Raw genomic sequence first — 16,611 nt, forward strand, 5'->3', positions numbered from 1 at the left:
CCGTGGCCGGGTTCCGCGCGCACTCTTGAGGTGGGAAGGAGCGGCTCGATGAAGACTTCGGCAGGGGTGCCGTCGACGGTGGGGGCCCGGGTCCCGGCTTCCTGCCGCGGGTGCGCCCGCACCGGCGTCTGATGAAACCCGGGGGCAGGGACGAGGGTTCCGGCTCCGGTGCGCCGTCGAGCCGGCCCGATGACGTACGGGCCGAGGAGAATGCCCGTCCTCGGACGCGCTCCCCGCTGCGCGCCGAGTGGTGGGGTGACCGTGCACAACGGCTGACGGCCCGGCTGCACGCGCTGCACGCGCGCCTGGAGCGCCGCTTTCCGGTGATCACGGGACTCGTCGACCGGCTGGTGTCCGTGAACATCTTCGACTCGGCCACCCGCATCGCCGCGCAGTGTTTCCTGACGGCCGTTCCGTTGCTGTTCGTGCTCGGCGCGTACGCGCCGGAGGCGGTGCAGGACCAGGTCATCACCTCGGTCAACAGGGTCTTCGGCCTGACGGGGCAGGCGAAGGCACAGGTGGAGCACGCGTTTCAGCCCTCGACCGACGATCTGCGCCAGGCGACCGGGCTGGTGGGCGCGCTGATGGTGCTGCTGTCGGCCACCGCGGTGAGCCGGGCGGTGCAGCGGCTGTGCAGACGGGTCTGGCTGCTGTCCCGGGCGGAGGCCAGGGTCGCTCCGTGGCGGTGGCTGGCGTGGATCGTGCTGTGGCTCGGCGCGCTGGTCCTGCAGGGGCTGCTGCACAACGGGTTCGGCCGGGGAGCGGAGTTCGGTGCCCCGGTCATCCTCGTCATCCAGATGGCGATGTGGTGGTGGACCCAGCATCTGCTGCTGGGCGGCGCCATCCGCTGGCAGCCCCTCCTGCCGGGCGCCGTCATCACGGCGATCGCGGTCAGCGCCCTGTCCGTGACCGCGCATTTCTACATGCCGCGCGCCCTCGACCGGGCGCTGACCGGGTACGGCCCCGCCGGTTCGGTCTTCGTCCTGCTGTCCTGGCTGATCGTGGTGTGCGTCGCCGTCGCCATCGGCCTCAGCGTGGGCGCCGTCCTGTCCCAGGAGCCGTTCCTCAGGCGGCACCTGGGAACACCGACGTCGCCTCCCGGCCCCGCCGGGGACGAGCGCGAGCCCTGACCGCGCCCCCGCTCGGCCGGCCGCCGGCTAGGCGCCCGCGGTCACCGCCTTGAGCTTCTCCAGGGACTCCCGCATCGCCTGGCCCAGCGTCAGGTCCTCGGACGCCGCGGTCCACCTCTCGAAGCCGACCTTGAAGACGGCGACGCCGGCTTCGGCGGTCAGGCTCGCGGCCGGTTCGCCGACGCCGCGTCGGCGCAGGGCGTCGGCGAGCGCGGCCGACAGCGAGGACAGCTTGATGAGTTCGCGTTCCTGGAGTTCGGCGTTCGCCACGATGACGGCCTGCCGCCGCCGGGAGTGTTCGCGGCGGTCGACGAACACCGTGGACACGGCCTCGAGACCGGCCGCCATCGCGTCGATCGGCGCCGCGGACCCGGGGGCCTCGGCGACGGCGTTCACGAACAGTTCCTGCAACGCGCCGGAGCCGTCGAAGAGCACTTCGCGCTTGTCGGCGTAGTGCCGGAAGTAGGTCCGCTCGGTCAGGCCCGCCCGTTTGGCGATCTCCGCCACGGTCGTCTGCTCGTAGCCCCGCTCGCTGTAGAGCTCCAACGCCGCTTTCGCCAGGCGTTCGCGCGCGTTCGGCTCCCATCTACCCATGCGCAGATCCTACGCGATGACAGTCACTGACATCAGTGGTAGCGTCGATGACAGTCACTGACATCAACCCTGAGGGACTCTCCCATGCGCATCTTCGTCACCGGCGCGTCCGGCTGGATCGGCTCCGCCCTCGTTCCCGAACTCATCGACGCGGGCCACCAGGTCGTCGGGCTCGCGCGCTCCACCGCCTCCGCCGACGCCCTCGTCGCCGCGGGCGCCGAGGTGGTCCGCGGCACCGTGGACGACCTCGACGTCCTGGGGGCGACCGCCGCCGCCTCGGACGGGGTCGTCCATCTCGCGTTCAAGCACGACGTCGCCTTCACGGGCGACTACCGGGGCGCCGCCGAGGCCGACCGCCGCGCCGTCGACACCTTCGGCGACGCGCTGGCCGGCAGCGACCGCCCCTTCGTCCTCGCCTCGGGGCTGGCCGGCCTGAAGCCGGGGAAGGTGTCGACCGAGCGGGACCTGCCCTCGATCGACGGCTCACCGACGTCCCTCCGCGCGGCCACCGCCACCGCGGCCCTCGAACTCGCCTCGCGCGGCGTGCGCTCGGCCGTGGTGCGTCTCTCTCCGACCTGCCACGGCGAGGGGGACAACGGATTCGTCGCCACGCTCGTGGGCGTCGCCCGCGCCCGAGGCGTCTCCGGCTACATCGGCGACGGCGCCAACCGCTGGGCGGCCGTCCATCGCCTGGACGCCGCACGGCTGTTCCGGCTGGCGGTCGAGAAGGCCCCCGCGGGCGCCGTGCTGCACGGCGCCGCCGAGGAGGGCGTCGCCCTGCGCGACATCGCCGAAGTGATCGGCCGTCACCTGGACGTGCCGGTGACGTCCGTGGCCCCGGAAGCGGCGCCCGAACATTTCGGCTGGCTGGGCACCTTCCTCGGACTCGACGCGCCGGCGTCGAGCGCCCTGACGCAGGAGTCGCTGGGCTGGCGGCCGACCCGGCCGGGCCTCCTCGAGGACCTGGACAAGGGGCACTACTTCAGCGCCCCCGTCACCGCCTCCTGACCGCGGCCGACCGCCGCGGCCGGGTGGTCATCGCCCTCGCAGCGAACTCGCCGTCTCCCCGGTGCGCTCGCGGAGCAGGACGCGCAGGGTGTTGGGGTGCTCGTAGCCGACCTTGCGGGCGATGACCTCCAGGGGCTGCCCCGTGGTCCGCAGCAGGTGGGACGCCTGCTCGACGCGCAGGTCCTGGACGAAGCGGACAGGTGAGGTGCCCAGCGTGCGGCGCACGGCGCGCTGGAGCGTGCGTTCACTGACGCCGACCGCCCGTGCCGCGTCGGCGATCGAGATCGGCTGGTCCAGGTGCAGCCGCGCCCAGCGTTCGAAGGCGGCCAGGGTCGGATCGGTCTGTGCCAGCGCCGAGGAGATCGTGTACGCCGCCTGCGACGGGCGCTCGTCGACGACGAGATAGCGGGCGACCAGATCCGCGAGCGCCGGGCTGCCCATCCGGACGATCGCGAGCGCGAGGTCGACGTGCCCGAACGCCGCTCCCGCCGTGGTCACCCCTTCCGACGTGGTGACCATGCGGCTCTCGTCGACCGTGACCGCCGGATACCGCTTACGGAAGTACGGGGCGAGCCACCAGCTCGTGGTGGCCCGGCGCCCGTCCAGGATCCCCGACTCGGCCAGCAGGAACGTGCCCGTGCAGGCGGACGCGACGGGGGTGTGCCGGGCGCGCGCCGCGGCCACCAGCTGCCGTACGGGTTCGGCGTCCGGACCGGAGACATGGGCGATCAGGGCGTCGGGCCGGCGTTCGGCCAGCGCGGGCACCAGCAGCAGGTCCGTCTCCTTCGCCGTGTCCACGGGGAGCGTCTCGACCAGGTGCCCCGCTCCCGTCCGCACCCGGCGGCGGAAGCCGATCGTGGACACCCGCCAGGCGGGCGGGGGCTTGGGCAGCTCGCCGCGCATCGCGTTCGCCCCGTCGAGCACGTCCAGCAGGGCGGAGAGCCCGGAGTCGAAGACGCCGTCGTACGCCAGCACAGCCACATCCATGTCGGAAACGATATCGGAAGCGTCGTTTCCGACACTGGGCGGGCCTCGTGGGGCGGCATAGCTTTCTCGGTGTCCGGACGACAGCCGGTGCCCGGTACCAGCACCGCACGTTCACCCCGTTCACCGATGACCACAGACAGGAGTGCGCCATGACGAAGCTGGGACTGCTGGCCCGGATCGAGGCCAGGCCGGAGTACGCCGAGAAGGTGGAGGGCCTGCTGCGGGACGCCCTGGAGCTGGCGCGGCAGGAGGACCACACCGTCACCTGGTTCGCGTTCCGGCAGGGCGACACCACCTTCGGCGTCTTCGACACCTTCGAGGACGAGGAGGGACGGCAGGGGCACCTCCAGGGGCGGATCGCCGCGGCGCTGACGGAGGCCGCCGGGACCATGCTCAGTGAGGCACCGGACATCCGGCCGGTCGACCTGCTGGCGGTCAAGCTTCCCTGATCCCACCGCCGGGCGGCAGCGCGGCGACCCGCGCCGGCGCCCGGCGCCCCACCCGTCGACCACGGCCCGCACGGGCCGCCCGAGGAAAGACAGGCCATGGCACAGCCCGCCGCACAGACCCACCCCGGATCGCGCTCGCGCACCCACACCTGGCAGCCCCCGACGAGCTACGCGGACGCCGGCTCGCGTACCGGCCTCGAACTCGCCCGGATGAGCCTCGACGGACGCCTGCCCGAGGCCCCGATCTGCGGAACCCTCGGTTTCCGCCTGGTCGCGGCCGAGGAGGGGCAGGCCGTCTTCGAGGGCGAGCCCGGGGAACACCTCTTCAACCCCATGGGCACCGTCCACGGCGGCTACATGGCCACCCTCCTCGACTCCGCGCTCGGCACCGCCGTGCTGACCGCCCTGCCCGCCGGCCGCGCCTACACCACCGTCCAGCTCGGCGTGCACCTGGTCAGGCCGGTGCTCGCCACCACGCCGACGCTGCGCTGCGAGGGCAGGACGGTCCATGTCGGCCGTACCACCGCCACCGCCGAGGCCCGGCTGGTCGGGGCGGCCGACGGCCGGGTGTACGCGCACGCCACCGCCACCTGCGCCGTGTTCGCGCTCCCCGTCGGGAACTGACGGCACCATGAACGGCATGAACCGGACCACGGTCGTCAACATGAAGGGTCATCGGGACGACCCGGACTACGCGGACGTCGTCTACGTGGGCCGCGCGATGCATCGCGGTGGCTGGGACCTCGCGGGCTCTCCGCTCGCGAGTCCCTTCCGGCCGGGCCGGGACGGCACCAGGGAAGAGGTGGTCGAGATGTACCGTGCCCACCTGCTGAGCCGTCCCGACCTGCTCGCCCTGCTGCCCGCCCTGCGCGGCCGCCGGCTCGGCTGCTGGTGCGTCCCGCTGGCGTGCCACGCCGAGGTCGTCGCCGAACTGGCCGACTCGACCGAGGCGTAGCGCCCGGCCCGGGAGACGGTCCCGTCGTGAACCGCCCTCACTCGTCCGCCGAGGAACACCGGGCCACCCCGAGGGCCGCCGCCATGATGCTGAGCTGCGGATTCACCTCCGGACAGCTCGGCAGTACGGACCCGTCGGCGATCAGTACGCCCCGCACGCCCCGCAGCCGTCCCGTGGGGTCGGCCGGGGACCGCTCGGGGTCGGCTCCCGCGGCGACCGTGCCCGTGGGGTGGAACGCGGACACATGGAGCTGACGAGCCGTCACCGTGTCGAGCAGCGCGTCCAGTTCCTCCCTGCCGCGGGCGCGTGGGGCGTGCGGGACACCGGTCAGGACCTCCTCGGCCCCGGCGGCGAACAGCAGGCGGCCCATGGCCCGTTGGGCACGCAGCAGCCGGTGGGCGTCGTGCGGTGCGAGGTCGTAGCGGAGCAGGGTGCGGTCGCGGCCGAGGACCCGTCCGGAGGGCCGGTCGGCGATCATCGCGCCGAGTGTGGCGAGGTGCTCCGTGCCGTCGATCTCGCGTCGCAGTTCGCGTCCGACGCCCGGCAGGACGAACGAGCTCATGCCCGGGGGCGCCGCGGTGGCCTCGATCAGGATGCCGTCGGCGTGCAGTTCCTCCACCCCGACACTCTGCAGGACCCCCTTCCAGCCGGTGACCGGAGCGCTGAAGCGGCCCGCGACGCTGATGGCGGGGTGGACACTCAGGTTCCGTCCGATACCGGGATGCCCGCCGAGAGACGAGCGGCGCAGCAACTGCGGGGCCTGCAGGGCGCCGGCCGCGACCACGACCAGCGGGCTGAGGATCTCCAGTCGGCTGCCGTCGGGCCGGCGCACGAGGACTCCGGCGGCCCGCGGACCGCCCGGCCGGTCGCGGTCGGTGAGGATCCGCACGACGCGGGCGCCCGTCACGATCGCCGCGCCGGCCGCGCAGGCGTCGGGGAGCACGGACAGCTGGACGCTCTGCTTGGCGCCGGTGGGGCAGCCCACGACGCACTGGCAGGAGCCGCGGCAGCCCGGGGCGTTGCGGCGCAGGGGCGCCGCCGCCCAGCCGAGTTCCTTCGCCCCGGCGAGTGCGAGGAGTCCGTTGTTCCCGAGGACGTCCAGCGGCTGACGTGCCACGCGCAGGGTGCGTTCGACCTCGTCGAGGTGGGCGCCGAAGCCGTCGGCGACGTCGAAGCCGTGGTGGTCCCGCCAGCGGGTGACGACCTGGTCCGGGGTGCGGTAGCAGGTGCCGGAGTTGACGACGGTGGTGCCGCCGACCGCGCGGCCGACGGGCAGGACCAGCGGCGGGTTGCCGAGGGCGATCGTGGCGCCGCCGTCCCGGTAGAGGTCGGTGAAGCGGTCGAGCGGCGCCCGGCGCGCGAACGACGCCGTGGTGTGGTGTTCCCCCTCTTCCAGGACGACGACGCGCATACCTGTGCGGGCCAGCGTCCGGGCGGCCATGGCGCCCCCGGCGCCGGATCCGACGACCACGGCGTCGGCGGTGGAACGGGTCGGCCAGTCGCGGGAGGGGGTGCAGTCGAGCGGCGGGTCGTCGGGAGCGGGCGCGGCGGACGCGGGTCCCTGGAACGCGGTGCGTGCGGTGCCGGCGGCCAGCAGGACCGGTACCTTCACCGCGTCCAGGAGGGGGAGCAGGGCCCGGTGGGAGGCGAGTGACGCCATGACCCGCTCACGTTCCGCGGCGCGGAGCGCGGGCAGGCGGCGGCCGGTGCGGGCCAGGGCGTAGGCGTTGATCGCCGTGGTCGCGCCGCGTATCGCCGTGCGGGTGTGGGCCGGCATGGCGTCCAGCAGTGCCTCGACCCGCCGTGGCACGGCCCGGGTCCACTCGGCGGTGCCGTCGTCGGCGAGCAGCGCCTCGGCAAGGGCCGTGAGGCCGGGGGGAGTCGAGGTGCTCATCGGTCGCCGACCTCCGCGTGGGCCGTGCCGGAGAGCCGCCAGGTGGCCTCCTGTCGCCAGGTGCCCCACCAGCGCTCCAGGCTGACCACCGCGTCGGCGCTCTCGCTGTTGCGGCAGACCGCGGGCGAACCGTCGGGGTCGGTGTAGTCCAGGGCCAGGGTCCGCTCCGGCGGCTGGGTCACGGTCACCCGGATGCGGTGCCGGCCCGCGCGGCCGGTCACCCGCCACTCGGGCAGGCCGATGTCCGCCCGGAACCGGCCGAGTCCCGCCCAGCCCACAGCGGTTCGCTCGGCGCGGCGGGGCCAGGTGCGCCCTTCGCGCAGCAGGCGCAGGAACACCAGGGGCGGAAGGCGGTCGAGTCCGCGGCGCATGGAGACGGCGGCCACGATCTCCAGGACGTCACCGCCGCCCAGGTCGGCGTGGAGCCAGGCCCAGCGTCGGGCGTTGCCGTGGCCGTAGATACGGGCGCTCGCGCCGACGGCGTCGTCCAGCCGCAGTTCGTTGTCGCCGTACCGGACGGTCCCGTCGTAGTGGCAACGGGCGGCGGGCAGCATCTGGCTGGCGGGCAGCCAGGGGCGGCGCCAGGACCAGCGGGGGAAGGTGTGCAGGGGCCCGCCGCGCGGCTTCTCGGTGAGCGACCAGGTGAACGGTCCCGCGGAGCCGGCGAGTCGGCCGGGCCGGGCCTCGATGCCGTCGGCGGCAAAGCCCTGTGACTGCTCGGTCCACGGTACGGGGCCGAAGCGCGTGTGCTCGGCGGGGCCGTCCTTGGGGAAGACGGCGACCCAGCCGTGCGCGTAGGCGTCGGATCCGTCGGTGGGGGCGACGACTTCGTGGTGCAGCCAGACCCCGCTGCCGGTCGCGGGGTCGGTGAGGGTGGTGTACCAGACCTCCGTGCGCCCCGGTTTCCCGTCCCAGCGGGGTGCCAGATGCCCGTCGCCGACGGCTCCGGCTCCGGCCGGGCGGGGGAAGCGGAAGCTCGCGAGGAACGGCAGCAGGCCGGTGGTGAGTGGGAAGCGTAGGGTGCCCTCGCCCACGGGTTCACCGTCCTCGTACACCGTGTACGGCAGCACGGTCAGCGAGGCGAGCGGCCGCGCGGGCGAGACGGACTTCCAGCCGTCCAGCACCAGGGTCCGGCCCTCCAGGGCGAAGGCGATCCGGTAGCGGATCCTGCGGTTGGCCAGGGGCGAGATCTCCATCTCCCCCATGGCCTCGGCGTCTTCCGCGCGCCCGGCGATGCGCACCCGACCGGTCACCCGCGCCCGCGTGGTGCGGTGCGGCAGCAGCACGGCGTCGGCGCGGACCACGAGGTCCAGGCGTACGGCCCGCTCGCGCTCCTCGTCGTCGAGCCGCGCCCGGCCCAGCATCGTCTCCTGGAACTGCGTCCCGCGCGAGGTCACTCGGCACCGTCCCGGCGTTCGCGGGAGGCCGCCAGTCCTTCGAGCATGATGCGTTCCGTCGCCGACAGGTAGGCGCCGGCGGCGACGCGGGCCGCTTCCTCGTCGCCGGCGGCCACGGCCTCGACGACCGGGGACAGCCGGTCGTGCGCCGCCAGGGCGTCGACGAAGGGCTCGACCAGTGCCGCGCGGACGGGCAGGTAGGCGTTGAAGAGGGTGTTGGTCAGCAGGACGTAGACCCGGTTGCCCGTGGCGCGGGCGAGCGCGCGGTGCACCTCGGCGTCCGCGAGCTGTACGTCCTCCCCGCCGTCCGCATCCCGGACGGCCGTCATCAGGGTCCGCAGTTCGGCGATCTGGGCGGCCGTGGCACGGGTGGCGGCGCGCTCGGCGATCAACGCGCCGATGCTGCGGCGCACTTCGAAGATCTCACCGATCCAGTCGGGGCTGTGGCGCACCAGCATCGGCAGCAGATCCGCCCCGCCGAGCCGCAGGAAGTCCCGTACGCGGGTACCCACTCCGTGCCGTGTCTCCAGCAGCCCGGAGTGCACCAGCCGGCCGAAGGCGTGCTTCAGTGTGGTGCGGTTGACCCCGAACCGGTCGGCCAGTTCACGTTCGGGCGGCAGCATGCTCCCGGCCGGATGGCGCCCGGCGAGAATGTCCTCGCGCAGCCGCTTCTCCAGGACATCGACGGTCGTCTCGCGCGGCAGTGCTTCCATCCCGGCTCCCGGACTCTGAGTGGTTGAGTGACTGAGCCACTGAACCACTGGAGTGACATCGCGTCAATAAGCCTGGCTTCGGCGAGCGTTCACGGCATGCTCGGCCGGTGTCCCACGTCCACCGATCCCAAGGGTGGCCACACTGAACATCACGCTCTCCGTCGTCTTCGCGCTCTGCGCCGCGTCGGGCAACGCCGTCGCCACGGTGTTGCAACGCAAGGCGGCGCTCACCGTGCCGCAGTCCCAGGGGTTCCGGGCGGGGCTGCTGCTGGATCTGCTGCGCCGCCCGGTCTGGCTGGCCGGGATCCTCGCAGTGATCGCGGCCGCCGTCTGCCAGGCGCTGGCGCTGGTGACCGGACCGCTGACGGTCGTGCAGCCGCTGTTCGTGCTGGAGCTGCCGCTCACCCTGATCGTGGCCTCGCTGCTGATGCGCCGTCATCTGCCGGGCGGGGGCTGGCTGGCCGTGGCCGTGGTGGTGGCCGGCCTGGGGGTCGCGCTGGCCGCCGCCTCCCCCACGGGCAATCGCACCCATGTGGAGCTGGACCGCTGGATCCCCGCGCTCGCGGTGTGCGCGGGGGTCGTCGTCGCGCTCACCCTGGCCGCCTTCCGGCGCCCCGCGGGCCGCGCCCGGGCGGCGTGTCTGGGCGCCGCGACGGCGATCAGTTACGCGGTGACCGCGGCCCTGATGAAGACCTCCACGCACATCCTCGACGAACAGGGGCTGGTGGGCTTCTTCTCCGCCTGGCAGACGTACGGCTTCGCGGCGACCGGCGTGTGCGCGCTGTTCCTCCTGGAGCACGCCATGCAGGCCGGCCCGCTCGTCGCCTCGCAGCCCGCGCTCACCCTCGGCGACGCGCTGGTGAGCCTGGCCCTCGGCATCACCCTGTACGAGGAGGAGATCCGCACCGGATGGTGGCTGCTCCCGCAGCTCGCCGGCGTGGCACTGATCGCCGCCGGGGTCCTCGCGCTGTCAAGGATCCCGCTGACCCGGTCGCTGGTGGCGCCGGACGAGGAGAGCCGGACGGTGTGACCGCCCGCCCGGCAGCGGCACCGGCCGTTCCCGGCGGTCGTACGCAATTCATTCAACCGCGTCCACTTCATTGACATGTCCTTGACTCGGCGCGACGCTTGAGAGCGCTCTCAAACGCACTGCAGCCAGGCTCCGTCCCCCCACTGACACGGAGGTCGAGAGTGTTACGGAGACTCAGGAAACCCCTCGTGGCCGCGGCAGCGGCGTCCGCTCTGCTGGGCGGGCTGCTCAATCTCGCGGCGCCGACGCCGGCACGGGCGGCCGTGCCCGACACCATCCCGCTGAAGATCACGAACAGTTCCGGCCGCAACGAGCCGGTCTACGTCTACAACCTCGGCACCCAGCTCTCGTCCGGCCGGCAGGGCTGGGCCGACGCGGGCGGCACCTTCCACGCCTGGCCGGCCGGCGGCAATCCGCCGACGCCCGCGCCGGACGCGTCGATCACGGGGCCGGCCGCCGGGCAGTCGGCGACGATCCGGATCCCGAAGTTCTCGGGGCGGATCTACTTCTCCTACGGCCGCAAGCTGGACTTCCGCCTCACCACCGGCGGTCTCGTGCAGCCGGCCGTGCAGAACCCGAGCGATCCCAACCGCGACATCCTGTTCAACTGGTCGGAGTACACGCTCAACGACGCCGGGCTGTGGCTCAACAGCACGCAGGTCGACATGTTCTCCGCGCCGTACGCGGTCGGGGTGCAGCGCGCGGACGGCAGCACGGCGACCACCGGCCATCTGAAGTCCGGCGGCTACAACGCGGTCCTCAACGGACTGCGCTCCCAGCCGGGCGGGTGGGCCGGTCTGATCCAGACGCGGTCCGACGGCACCGTGCTGCGGGCCCTGTCCCCCGGCCACGGACTGGAGAGCGGCGCCCTGCCCGCGTCCGTGATGAACGACTACGTCAACCGGGTCTGGCAGAAGTACGCCACGACGACGCTGACGGTCACGCCGTTCACCGACCAGCCGAACACCAAGTACTTCGGCCGGGTCTCGGGCAACGTCATGAACTTCACCAACAGCTCCGGAGCGGTCGTCACGAGCTTCCAGAAGCCCGACGCGGACAGCATCTTCGGCTGCCACAAGCTGCTCGACGCTCCCAACGACGCGGTCCGCGGCCCGATCTCCCGCACGCTGTGCGCGGGCCTGAACCGTTCGACCCTGCTGTCGAACGCCAACCAGCCCGACACGTCCGCCGCGAACTTCTACCAGGACGGGGTGACCAACCACTACGCCCGGGTCATCCACGCGCAGATGCAGGACGGCAAGGCGTACGCGTTCGCCTTCGACGACGTCGGCAATCACGAGTCGCTCGTCCATGACGGCAATCCGCAGCAGGCGTATCTGACGCTGGATCCCTTCAACTGAGCTGAGCGAATCCGGACACCGACCGGCGGTCCGCCCGACCTGTGACGGGCGGGCCACGGTCGGCGCGGACAGGGAGGAGCCCGTCGGAGACGGCGGGGGTCCCTGAGGAAATCCCCTGGCGTGAGGGCCGGAAAGGGGCGGAGACTCGTTCCATGGCTGACATGGGGGCGTTCCGGCAGGCGGTCACCGCGTGGGCGGCGGGCGGCCCCGAAGGCCCCGCCCGCGCACTGGCCGCACAGCTGCCCGTGCGCGCGGCCGTCCTGCTCGAGGGCCCCAGCGACGTGGCGGCGGTCGACGCACTCGCCCGGCGACGCGGCCGCGACCTGGCGGCCGAGGGAGTCTGCGTCCTGGCCATGGGCGGTGCGATGAGCATCGGACGCTACGCCCGCCTCCTCGGCCCGTCCGGCCTGGGCCTGCGTCTGACGGGGCTGTGCGACGAGCGGGAGCGTCCCTTCTACAGCCGGGGGCTGGCGGACGCCGACGGCCCCCGACCGAACTTCTTCGTCTGCGCGGCGGACCTGGAGGACGAGCTCATCCGCGCGCTCGGCGTCGGCCGGGTGCGGGAACTCGTGCGGGCGGAGGGCGATCTGCGCGCCCTGCGCACGTTCCTGTGCCAGCCGGCCCAGCAGGGTCGTCCCGCGCAGCAGCAGTTGCGGCGCTTCCTCGGCACGAAGAAGGGCCGCAAGATCCATTACGGCCGGGTACTCGTCGAGGCCCTCGACGCCGACGGCGTACCGGCACCGCTGGACGACCTCCTCGCCGGCCTGTGACCTGAGCGGGCGCCGGTGCGGTCAGGGCGATCCGCTTGCTGGACGATCAGCGGCTTCCTAGGGTCGACGCCATGACCTCCACGAGCCCCTCCACCGCCGCGGCCGGCGCGTCCCGCCCCACGCTGACCGCCGCCGTCGTCCAGGCGGCCGCCCCGCTGTTCGACACGAAGGCCGCGCTGAGCCGTGCCGAGGAGCTCGTCCGGGAGGCCGTCACCGGCCGCGGAGCGGACGTCGTCGTGCTCCCCGAGGCGTTCCTCGGCGGCTACCCCAAGGGCCTGGATTTCGGTATCTCCGTCGGCAGCCGCACACCGGCCGGCCGTGAGCTGTTCCGGCGCTACCACGCCGCCGCCGTCGACGTCCCCGGGCCCGAAGTGGACGCCCTGGCCGCGCTCACCCGGGAACTGGGCTGCCACGCCGTGGTCGGAGCCGTCGAGCGCCGGGGCGGCACGCTCTACTGCGTGGCGCTCTTCTTCGGCCCCGGCGGCTACCTGGGCCTGCATCGCAAGCTCATGCCGACGGCCGCGGAACGCTTTCTGTGGGGGCAGGGCGACGGCTCCACCCTCCCGGTGGTCGACACCGGCGCCGCCCGGCTCGGTGCGGCGATCTGCTGGGAGAACTACATGCCGTTGTTCCGTACGGCGATGTACGCGAAGGGGGTCGACCTGTGGTGCGCGCCGACCGTGGACGACCGCGACGCCTGGCAGGCCACGATGCGGCACATCGCCCTGGAGGGCCGCTGTTTCGTGCTGAGTGCCGGTCAGTTCCTGCGCCGCGACGCGCTGCCCGCCGAACTCCGTCCCGTTCAGGGCGACGAGCCGGACACCGTCCTCATCGGCGGTGGCTCGGTCATCGTCTCGCCGCTGGGCGAGGTCCTCGCCGGTCCGCTGCGTGACGGGGAGGGCATCCTGACCGCGGCACTCGACCTGGACGATCTCGCCCGCGCCCGCTTCGACTTCGACCCGACCGGCCACTACGCCCGCCCCGACGTCTTCGCCCTCCACGTCGACGAGTCCGAGCACGCCACGGTCACGAGCGGCTGACGACGGGACGCGGCAAGCCACGGGGCGGGGACGCGCCCCGTGGCGGTTCCCGACCGTCAGCCGGCGTACACCCGGCCTTCCCTCACCTGGTAGTGGACCGGGTCGGAGCAGCCGATGGAGGGCGTGATCAGCAGCCTCACCGTCAGCGGGGCCGGCTCGGTGCTCGCGGTCGCGAACTCGCAGACGGCGCCCTTGCCCGTGAGCGGGTACCAGAACCAGCCGTCGACGTCGCCCACGGTGACGCGGTCGGACTCCTTCCAGGCGCCGCCGCTCTGGGTGAAGACCTGCAGCCGCACGGATGCGGCGAACTCGTCCTCGGGCGAGCGCAGTGCGGTAAGTGTGATCTTGTAGTCGCCGCCGAGGACGGACGAGGCGATCTGCCGCGTCTGCGGCGCCGCCGCACCCGAGTCGGGCGTGCCGGCTTTGGACGTACCGGCGTTGGACGTACCGGCGTTGGACGTACCGGCCCCCGCGGCGCCGAGCGCGCCCGCCATGAGGAGCGTGACGGCGGCCGTGGCGGCGCGTGCGGTGCGGTTGCGCCGGTAGGTGCTGGACAGGCTCATGTGGTCCCCCGTTGAACCGAGTTGTACCGAAGGTCTGATTGGTTCGTACGGTGGTAGAGACCACTCACCCGGCTCCGGGGTTGTACGCCAACTCCGGACAGGTGTGTTGCGGCGCCGGCTCAGTTCGACTCCCGCGTGACCTCCGAACCGCTCGACCCGACAAGGAAGTCGAGGTCGGCGCCGGTGTCGGCCTGCAGGACGTGATCGACGTAGAGGCGCTCCCAGCCGCGCCGCGGGTTGGCGTAGGCGGTGACCGTGGACTCGCTCGGGGTTCTGCGGGCGAGTTCGTCGGCGGTCACGTCGATGTCGATGCGGCGGCCCGCCACGTCGAGGGTGACGACGTCGCCGGTCCGCACGAGGGCGAGGGGGCCGCCCGCGGCGGCCTCGGGGGCCACGTGCAGGACGACCGTGCCGTACGCAGTGCCGCTCATGCGGCCGTCGCAGACGCGCACCATGTCGCGCACCCCCTGCGCGAGGAGCTTCTTCGGCAGCGGCATGTTCGACACCTCGGGCATCCCCGGATAGCCCTTGGGTCCGCAGCCGCGCAGGACGAGCACGGAGTCGGCGTCGACGTCGAGTGCGGGGTCGTCGATGCGCGCGTGGAAGTCCTCGATGGAGTCGAAGACCACGGCACGGCCACGGTGGCGCAGCAGGTGCGGGGAGGCCGCGGCGGGCTTGATGACGGCGCCGTCGGGCGCGAGGTTGCCGCGCAGCACGGCGATGCCGCCCTCGGCCACCAAGGGCTCGGCCCGGGTGCGGATGACCTCGCCGTCCCAGATCGGGGCGTCGCCGAGCGCGTCGACCAGCGGCTTGCCGGTGACGGTCAGGGCATCGGGGTCGAGCAGGTCGCGGACCTCGCGCAGAACGGCGAGCAGCCCTCCGGCCCGGTGGAAGTCCTCCATGAGGAAGCGGCCGGCGGGCTGGAGGTCGACCAGGACCGGGACGCGGGAGCCGACGCGGTCGAAGTCGTCGAGGGAGAGGTCGACGCCGAGCCGGCCCGCAATGGCCAGGAGGTGGACGACCGCGTTGGTCGAGCCGCCGACCGCGGCCAGGGCGACGATCGCGTTGTGGAAGGACGCCTTGGTGAGGAACGTGCCGGGCCGGCGGTCGGCGCTCACCATGTCCACCGCCAGCCGGCCGGAGTGGTGGGCGGCTTCCAGCAGGCGGCTGTCGGGCGCGGGGGTTCCGGCCACACCGGGCACGACCGTGCCCAGCGCCTCGGCGACCAGGGCCATGGTGGAGGCGGTGCCCATGGTGTTGCAGTGGCCCCGGCTGCGGATCATCGCCGACTCGGAGCGGGTGAACTGCTCCTGCGACAGCGTGCCCGCGCGCACCTCCTCCGACAGCCGCCACACGTCGGTGCCGCAGCCCAGCGGCGCACCGCGGAAGGTCCCGGTCAGCATCGGCCCGCCGGGCACCACCACCGCGGGCAGATCCACCGAGGCGGCGGCCATCAGCAGCGACGGGATCGTCTTGTCGCAGCCGCCCAACAGGACCACGCCGTCGACGGGGTTGGCCCGCAGCATCTCCTCGGTGGCCATGGCCGCCATGTTGCGCCAGAGCATGGCGGTGGGCCGCACGTTCGTCTCGCCCAGCGACACCACCGGCAGCTCCAGCGGGATGCCGCCGGCCTCGTACACGCCGTTGCGCACCGAGGCCGCGACGTCGTCGAGATGGGCGTTGCAGGGGGTCAGGTCGGAGGCCGTGTTGGCGACGGCGATCTGCGGCCGGCCGGTGAAGGCGTCACCCGGAACACCTCTGCGCATCCACGCCCGGTGGATGTAGGCGTTGCGGTCCTGACCCTCGTACCACTGTGCGCTGCGCAGCCTCACGATGGGACCTCTTCCGGCAGTCGGTACGGAGGTCTACAGTCTGGAACGCCATGGAGCATACGCAGACGTACGACGGATCGACAGCCCTCGGCGAGGACGGATCAACTGCCGCCGACGGCAACCGCCTTGTGGGCTCGGACCGGGTGCTCGCGGTGCTGAGGCAGCTCGCCCGCTATCCCGACGGGGTGGGGCTGGAGGAGCTGGCCCGGGTCGTCGCCAGTCCCAAGCCGACGGTCCACCGGGCGCTCGGGGCCCTGCGTCGGGCCGGGCTGGCCGATCAGGGGGCGCGCGGCCGTTACGTACTGGGCGACGAGTTCCTGCGGATGGCCTTCGCGCACCACGAGGCCCGCCCCGAACAGGTGCGGCTGCACCCCGTGCTCGAAGCGCTGGCGCACCGGTTCGGCGAGACCGCGCACTACGCGGTGCTCGACGGCCGCGAGATCGTCTACCGCGCCAAGGTGGACCCGCCCACCGGCGCCGTGCGGCTGACGTCCACGATCGGCGGGCGCAACCCCGCCCACACCACCGCCGTCGGCAAGCTGCTGCTCGCCCGGCGGCTGCGCGGTGTGGACGACGTGGCGGCATGGATCGGCGACCGGCCCTTGGACGGCCGTACGCCCCGGTCGCCGGTTACGGCCGCCGCCCTGCACCGCGAACTGGCGGTCACCCGCGAGAGGGGGTACGGCCTCGACGACCAGGAGAACGAGTGGGGCGTCAACTGCCTTGCCCTTCCCGTCTATCCGACCTCTCCGACCGCCCCCTCCGGTGCGGTGAGCGTCAGTGCGCTCGCGTACCGGACCCCGCTCGCGGCCCTGGTCGAGGCGCTCGACGAGATCCGCGGTCTGCTCGGTCCGCTCGGCGAGCCGTACCGCTGACCCGGCCCGGACC

At 73.1% G+C, this 16,611-nt stretch carries 17 protein-coding genes; 10 read left to right on the plus strand and 7 right to left on the minus strand.

The genetic code is table 11. The annotated features are described in order from the left end of the window. Positions 1-131: 131 nt before the first annotated feature. Entirely contained in the window at positions 132-1,130 is a 999-nt protein-coding gene (locus ACGFW6_RS02520; RefSeq protein WP_393503779.1) for a YhjD/YihY/BrkB family envelope integrity protein, read from the plus strand. A 27-nt stretch (positions 1,131-1,157) separates the two neighbouring features. Here the strand turns inward: ACGFW6_RS02520 and ACGFW6_RS02525 are convergent, their stop codons facing one another. Further along, entirely contained in the window at positions 1,158-1,724 is a 567-nt protein-coding gene (locus tag ACGFW6_RS02525; RefSeq protein ID WP_393503782.1) for a TetR/AcrR family transcriptional regulator, read from the minus strand. Positions 1,725-1,808: 84 nt separating this feature from the next. On the opposite strand from ACGFW6_RS02525, the gene ACGFW6_RS02530 reads away from it, so the two are divergent. Continuing rightward, positions 1,809-2,732, plus strand: coding sequence for an SDR family oxidoreductase (locus ACGFW6_RS02530; protein ID WP_393503785.1), 924 nt, complete (start codon positions 1,809-1,811; stop codon positions 2,730-2,732). Positions 2,733-2,759: 27 nt separating this feature from the next. Here the strand turns inward: ACGFW6_RS02530 and ACGFW6_RS02535 are convergent, their stop codons facing one another. Further along, on the minus strand, positions 2,760-3,719 hold the full coding sequence (locus ACGFW6_RS02535; RefSeq protein WP_393503788.1) for a GlxA family transcriptional regulator: 960 nt from the start codon (positions 3,717-3,719) through the stop codon (positions 2,760-2,762). A 149-nt stretch (positions 3,720-3,868) separates the two neighbouring features. Here ACGFW6_RS02535 and ACGFW6_RS02540 point away from each other — a divergent pair, with 149 nt between their 5' ends. From ACGFW6_RS02540 to ACGFW6_RS02550, 3 genes are all read left to right on the plus strand, one after another. After that, positions 3,869-4,168: a putative quinol monooxygenase gene (locus ACGFW6_RS02540; RefSeq protein ID WP_393503791.1), complete on the plus strand. Its 300-nt coding sequence runs from the start codon at positions 3,869-3,871 to the stop codon at positions 4,166-4,168. Positions 4,169-4,264: 96 nt separating this feature from the next. Beyond that, positions 4,265-4,792 (plus strand): PaaI family thioesterase, encoded by a 528-nt coding sequence (locus ACGFW6_RS02545; protein WP_393503794.1) that lies wholly within the window; start codon positions 4,265-4,267, stop codon positions 4,790-4,792. A gap of 16 nt (positions 4,793-4,808) precedes the next feature. Continuing rightward, positions 4,809-5,123 carry a DUF4326 domain-containing protein gene (locus tag ACGFW6_RS02550; protein WP_393503797.1) on the plus strand — a complete coding sequence of 105 codons (315 nt, stop codon included), beginning with the start codon at positions 4,809-4,811 and terminating at the stop codon, positions 5,121-5,123. Positions 5,124-5,160: 37 nt separating this feature from the next. On the opposite strand, the gene ACGFW6_RS02555 is transcribed toward ACGFW6_RS02550, so the two are convergent. Genes ACGFW6_RS02555 through ACGFW6_RS02565 form a run of 3 tightly spaced genes read right to left on the minus strand, consistent with a single transcriptional unit; the run spans position 5,161 to position 9,127 of the window. Continuing rightward, entirely contained in the window at positions 5,161-7,017 is a 1,857-nt protein-coding gene (locus ACGFW6_RS02555) for a GMC family oxidoreductase N-terminal domain-containing protein (RefSeq protein ID WP_393503800.1), read from the minus strand. Then, positions 7,014-8,414 carry a hypothetical protein gene (locus tag ACGFW6_RS02560; RefSeq protein ID WP_393503803.1) on the minus strand — a complete coding sequence of 467 codons (1,401 nt, stop codon included), beginning with the start codon at positions 8,412-8,414 and terminating at the stop codon, positions 7,014-7,016. The genes ACGFW6_RS02555 and ACGFW6_RS02560 overlap by 4 nt, the downstream gene beginning before the upstream one ends. Next, positions 8,411-9,127, minus strand: coding sequence for a FadR/GntR family transcriptional regulator (locus ACGFW6_RS02565; RefSeq protein WP_393503806.1), 717 nt, complete (start codon positions 9,125-9,127; stop codon positions 8,411-8,413). The genes ACGFW6_RS02560 and ACGFW6_RS02565 overlap by 4 nt, the downstream gene beginning before the upstream one ends. A gap of 133 nt (positions 9,128-9,260) precedes the next feature. Here ACGFW6_RS02565 and ACGFW6_RS02570 point away from each other — a divergent pair, with 133 nt between their 5' ends. From ACGFW6_RS02570 to ACGFW6_RS02585, 4 genes are all read left to right on the plus strand, one after another. Continuing rightward, positions 9,261-10,157 (plus strand): DMT family transporter, encoded by an 897-nt coding sequence (locus tag ACGFW6_RS02570; protein ID WP_393503809.1) that lies wholly within the window; start codon positions 9,261-9,263, stop codon positions 10,155-10,157. A 188-nt stretch (positions 10,158-10,345) separates the two neighbouring features. Beyond that, complete coding sequence (locus ACGFW6_RS02575) at positions 10,346-11,518, plus strand: glycoside hydrolase family 64 protein (protein ID WP_393503812.1); 1,173 nt, start codon at positions 10,346-10,348, stop codon at positions 11,516-11,518. Positions 11,519-11,670: 152 nt separating this feature from the next. Beyond that, positions 11,671-12,288, plus strand: a complete 618-nt coding sequence (locus ACGFW6_RS02580) for a TOPRIM nucleotidyl transferase/hydrolase domain-containing protein (RefSeq protein ID WP_393503815.1) — start codon at positions 11,671-11,673, stop codon at positions 12,286-12,288. 71 nt (positions 12,289-12,359) lie between these two features. Next, entirely contained in the window at positions 12,360-13,328 is a 969-nt protein-coding gene (locus ACGFW6_RS02585; RefSeq protein WP_393503818.1) for a nitrilase-related carbon-nitrogen hydrolase, read from the plus strand. Between the two features lie 56 nt (positions 13,329-13,384). On the opposite strand, the gene ACGFW6_RS02590 is transcribed toward ACGFW6_RS02585, so the two are convergent. Further along, the gene (locus ACGFW6_RS02590) at positions 13,385-13,891 is read right to left on the minus strand and encodes a hypothetical protein (RefSeq protein WP_393503821.1); all 507 of its coding nucleotides are present in this window, start codon (positions 13,889-13,891) and stop codon (positions 13,385-13,387) included. A 119-nt stretch (positions 13,892-14,010) separates the two neighbouring features. Then, positions 14,011-15,723 (minus strand): IlvD/Edd family dehydratase, encoded by a 1,713-nt coding sequence (locus ACGFW6_RS02595; protein WP_393503823.1) that lies wholly within the window; start codon positions 15,721-15,723, stop codon positions 14,011-14,013. 50 nt (positions 15,724-15,773) lie between these two features. On the opposite strand from ACGFW6_RS02595, the gene ACGFW6_RS02600 reads away from it, so the two are divergent. Then, a complete protein-coding gene (locus tag ACGFW6_RS02600) occupies positions 15,774-16,598 on the plus strand; it encodes an IclR family transcriptional regulator (protein ID WP_393503826.1) in 825 nt (274 codons plus the stop codon). Positions 16,599-16,611: the final 13 nt, after the last annotated feature.

The organism is Streptomyces sp. Y7, from assembly GCF_043195415.1.
In the GTDB taxonomy this organism is placed as follows: Bacteria; Actinomycetota; Actinomycetes; order Streptomycetales; family Streptomycetaceae; genus Streptomyces.

Bases quoted from the DNA above. Each gene is read 5' to 3' on its own strand.
- ACGFW6_RS02520 (WP_393503779.1), top strand. From the start codon at position 132: ATGAAACCCGGGGGCAGGGACGAGGGTTCCGGCTCCGGTGCGCCGTCG.
- ACGFW6_RS02525 (WP_393503782.1), bottom strand. From the start codon at position 1,724: ATGGGTAGATGGGAGCCGAACGCGCGCGAACGCCTGGCGAAAGCGGCG.
- ACGFW6_RS02530 (WP_393503785.1), top strand. From the start codon at position 1,809: ATGCGCATCTTCGTCACCGGCGCGTCCGGCTGGATCGGCTCCGCCCTC.
- ACGFW6_RS02535 (WP_393503788.1), bottom strand. From the start codon at position 3,719: ATGGATGTGGCTGTGCTGGCGTACGACGGCGTCTTCGACTCCGGGCTC.
- ACGFW6_RS02540 (WP_393503791.1), top strand. From the start codon at position 3,869: ATGACGAAGCTGGGACTGCTGGCCCGGATCGAGGCCAGGCCGGAGTAC.
- ACGFW6_RS02545 (WP_393503794.1), top strand. From the start codon at position 4,265: ATGGCACAGCCCGCCGCACAGACCCACCCCGGATCGCGCTCGCGCACC.
- ACGFW6_RS02550 (WP_393503797.1), top strand. From the start codon at position 4,809: ATGAACCGGACCACGGTCGTCAACATGAAGGGTCATCGGGACGACCCG.
- ACGFW6_RS02555 (WP_393503800.1), bottom strand. From the start codon at position 7,017: ATGAGCACCTCGACTCCCCCCGGCCTCACGGCCCTTGCCGAGGCGCTG.
- ACGFW6_RS02565 (WP_393503806.1), bottom strand. From the start codon at position 9,127: ATGGAAGCACTGCCGCGCGAGACGACCGTCGATGTCCTGGAGAAGCGG.
- ACGFW6_RS02580 (WP_393503815.1), top strand. From the start codon at position 11,671: ATGGCTGACATGGGGGCGTTCCGGCAGGCGGTCACCGCGTGGGCGGCG.
- ACGFW6_RS02585 (WP_393503818.1), top strand. From the start codon at position 12,360: ATGACCTCCACGAGCCCCTCCACCGCCGCGGCCGGCGCGTCCCGCCCC.
- ACGFW6_RS02590 (WP_393503821.1), bottom strand. From the start codon at position 13,891: ATGAGCCTGTCCAGCACCTACCGGCGCAACCGCACCGCACGCGCCGCC.
- ACGFW6_RS02600 (WP_393503826.1), top strand. From the start codon at position 15,774: ATGGAGCATACGCAGACGTACGACGGATCGACAGCCCTCGGCGAGGAC.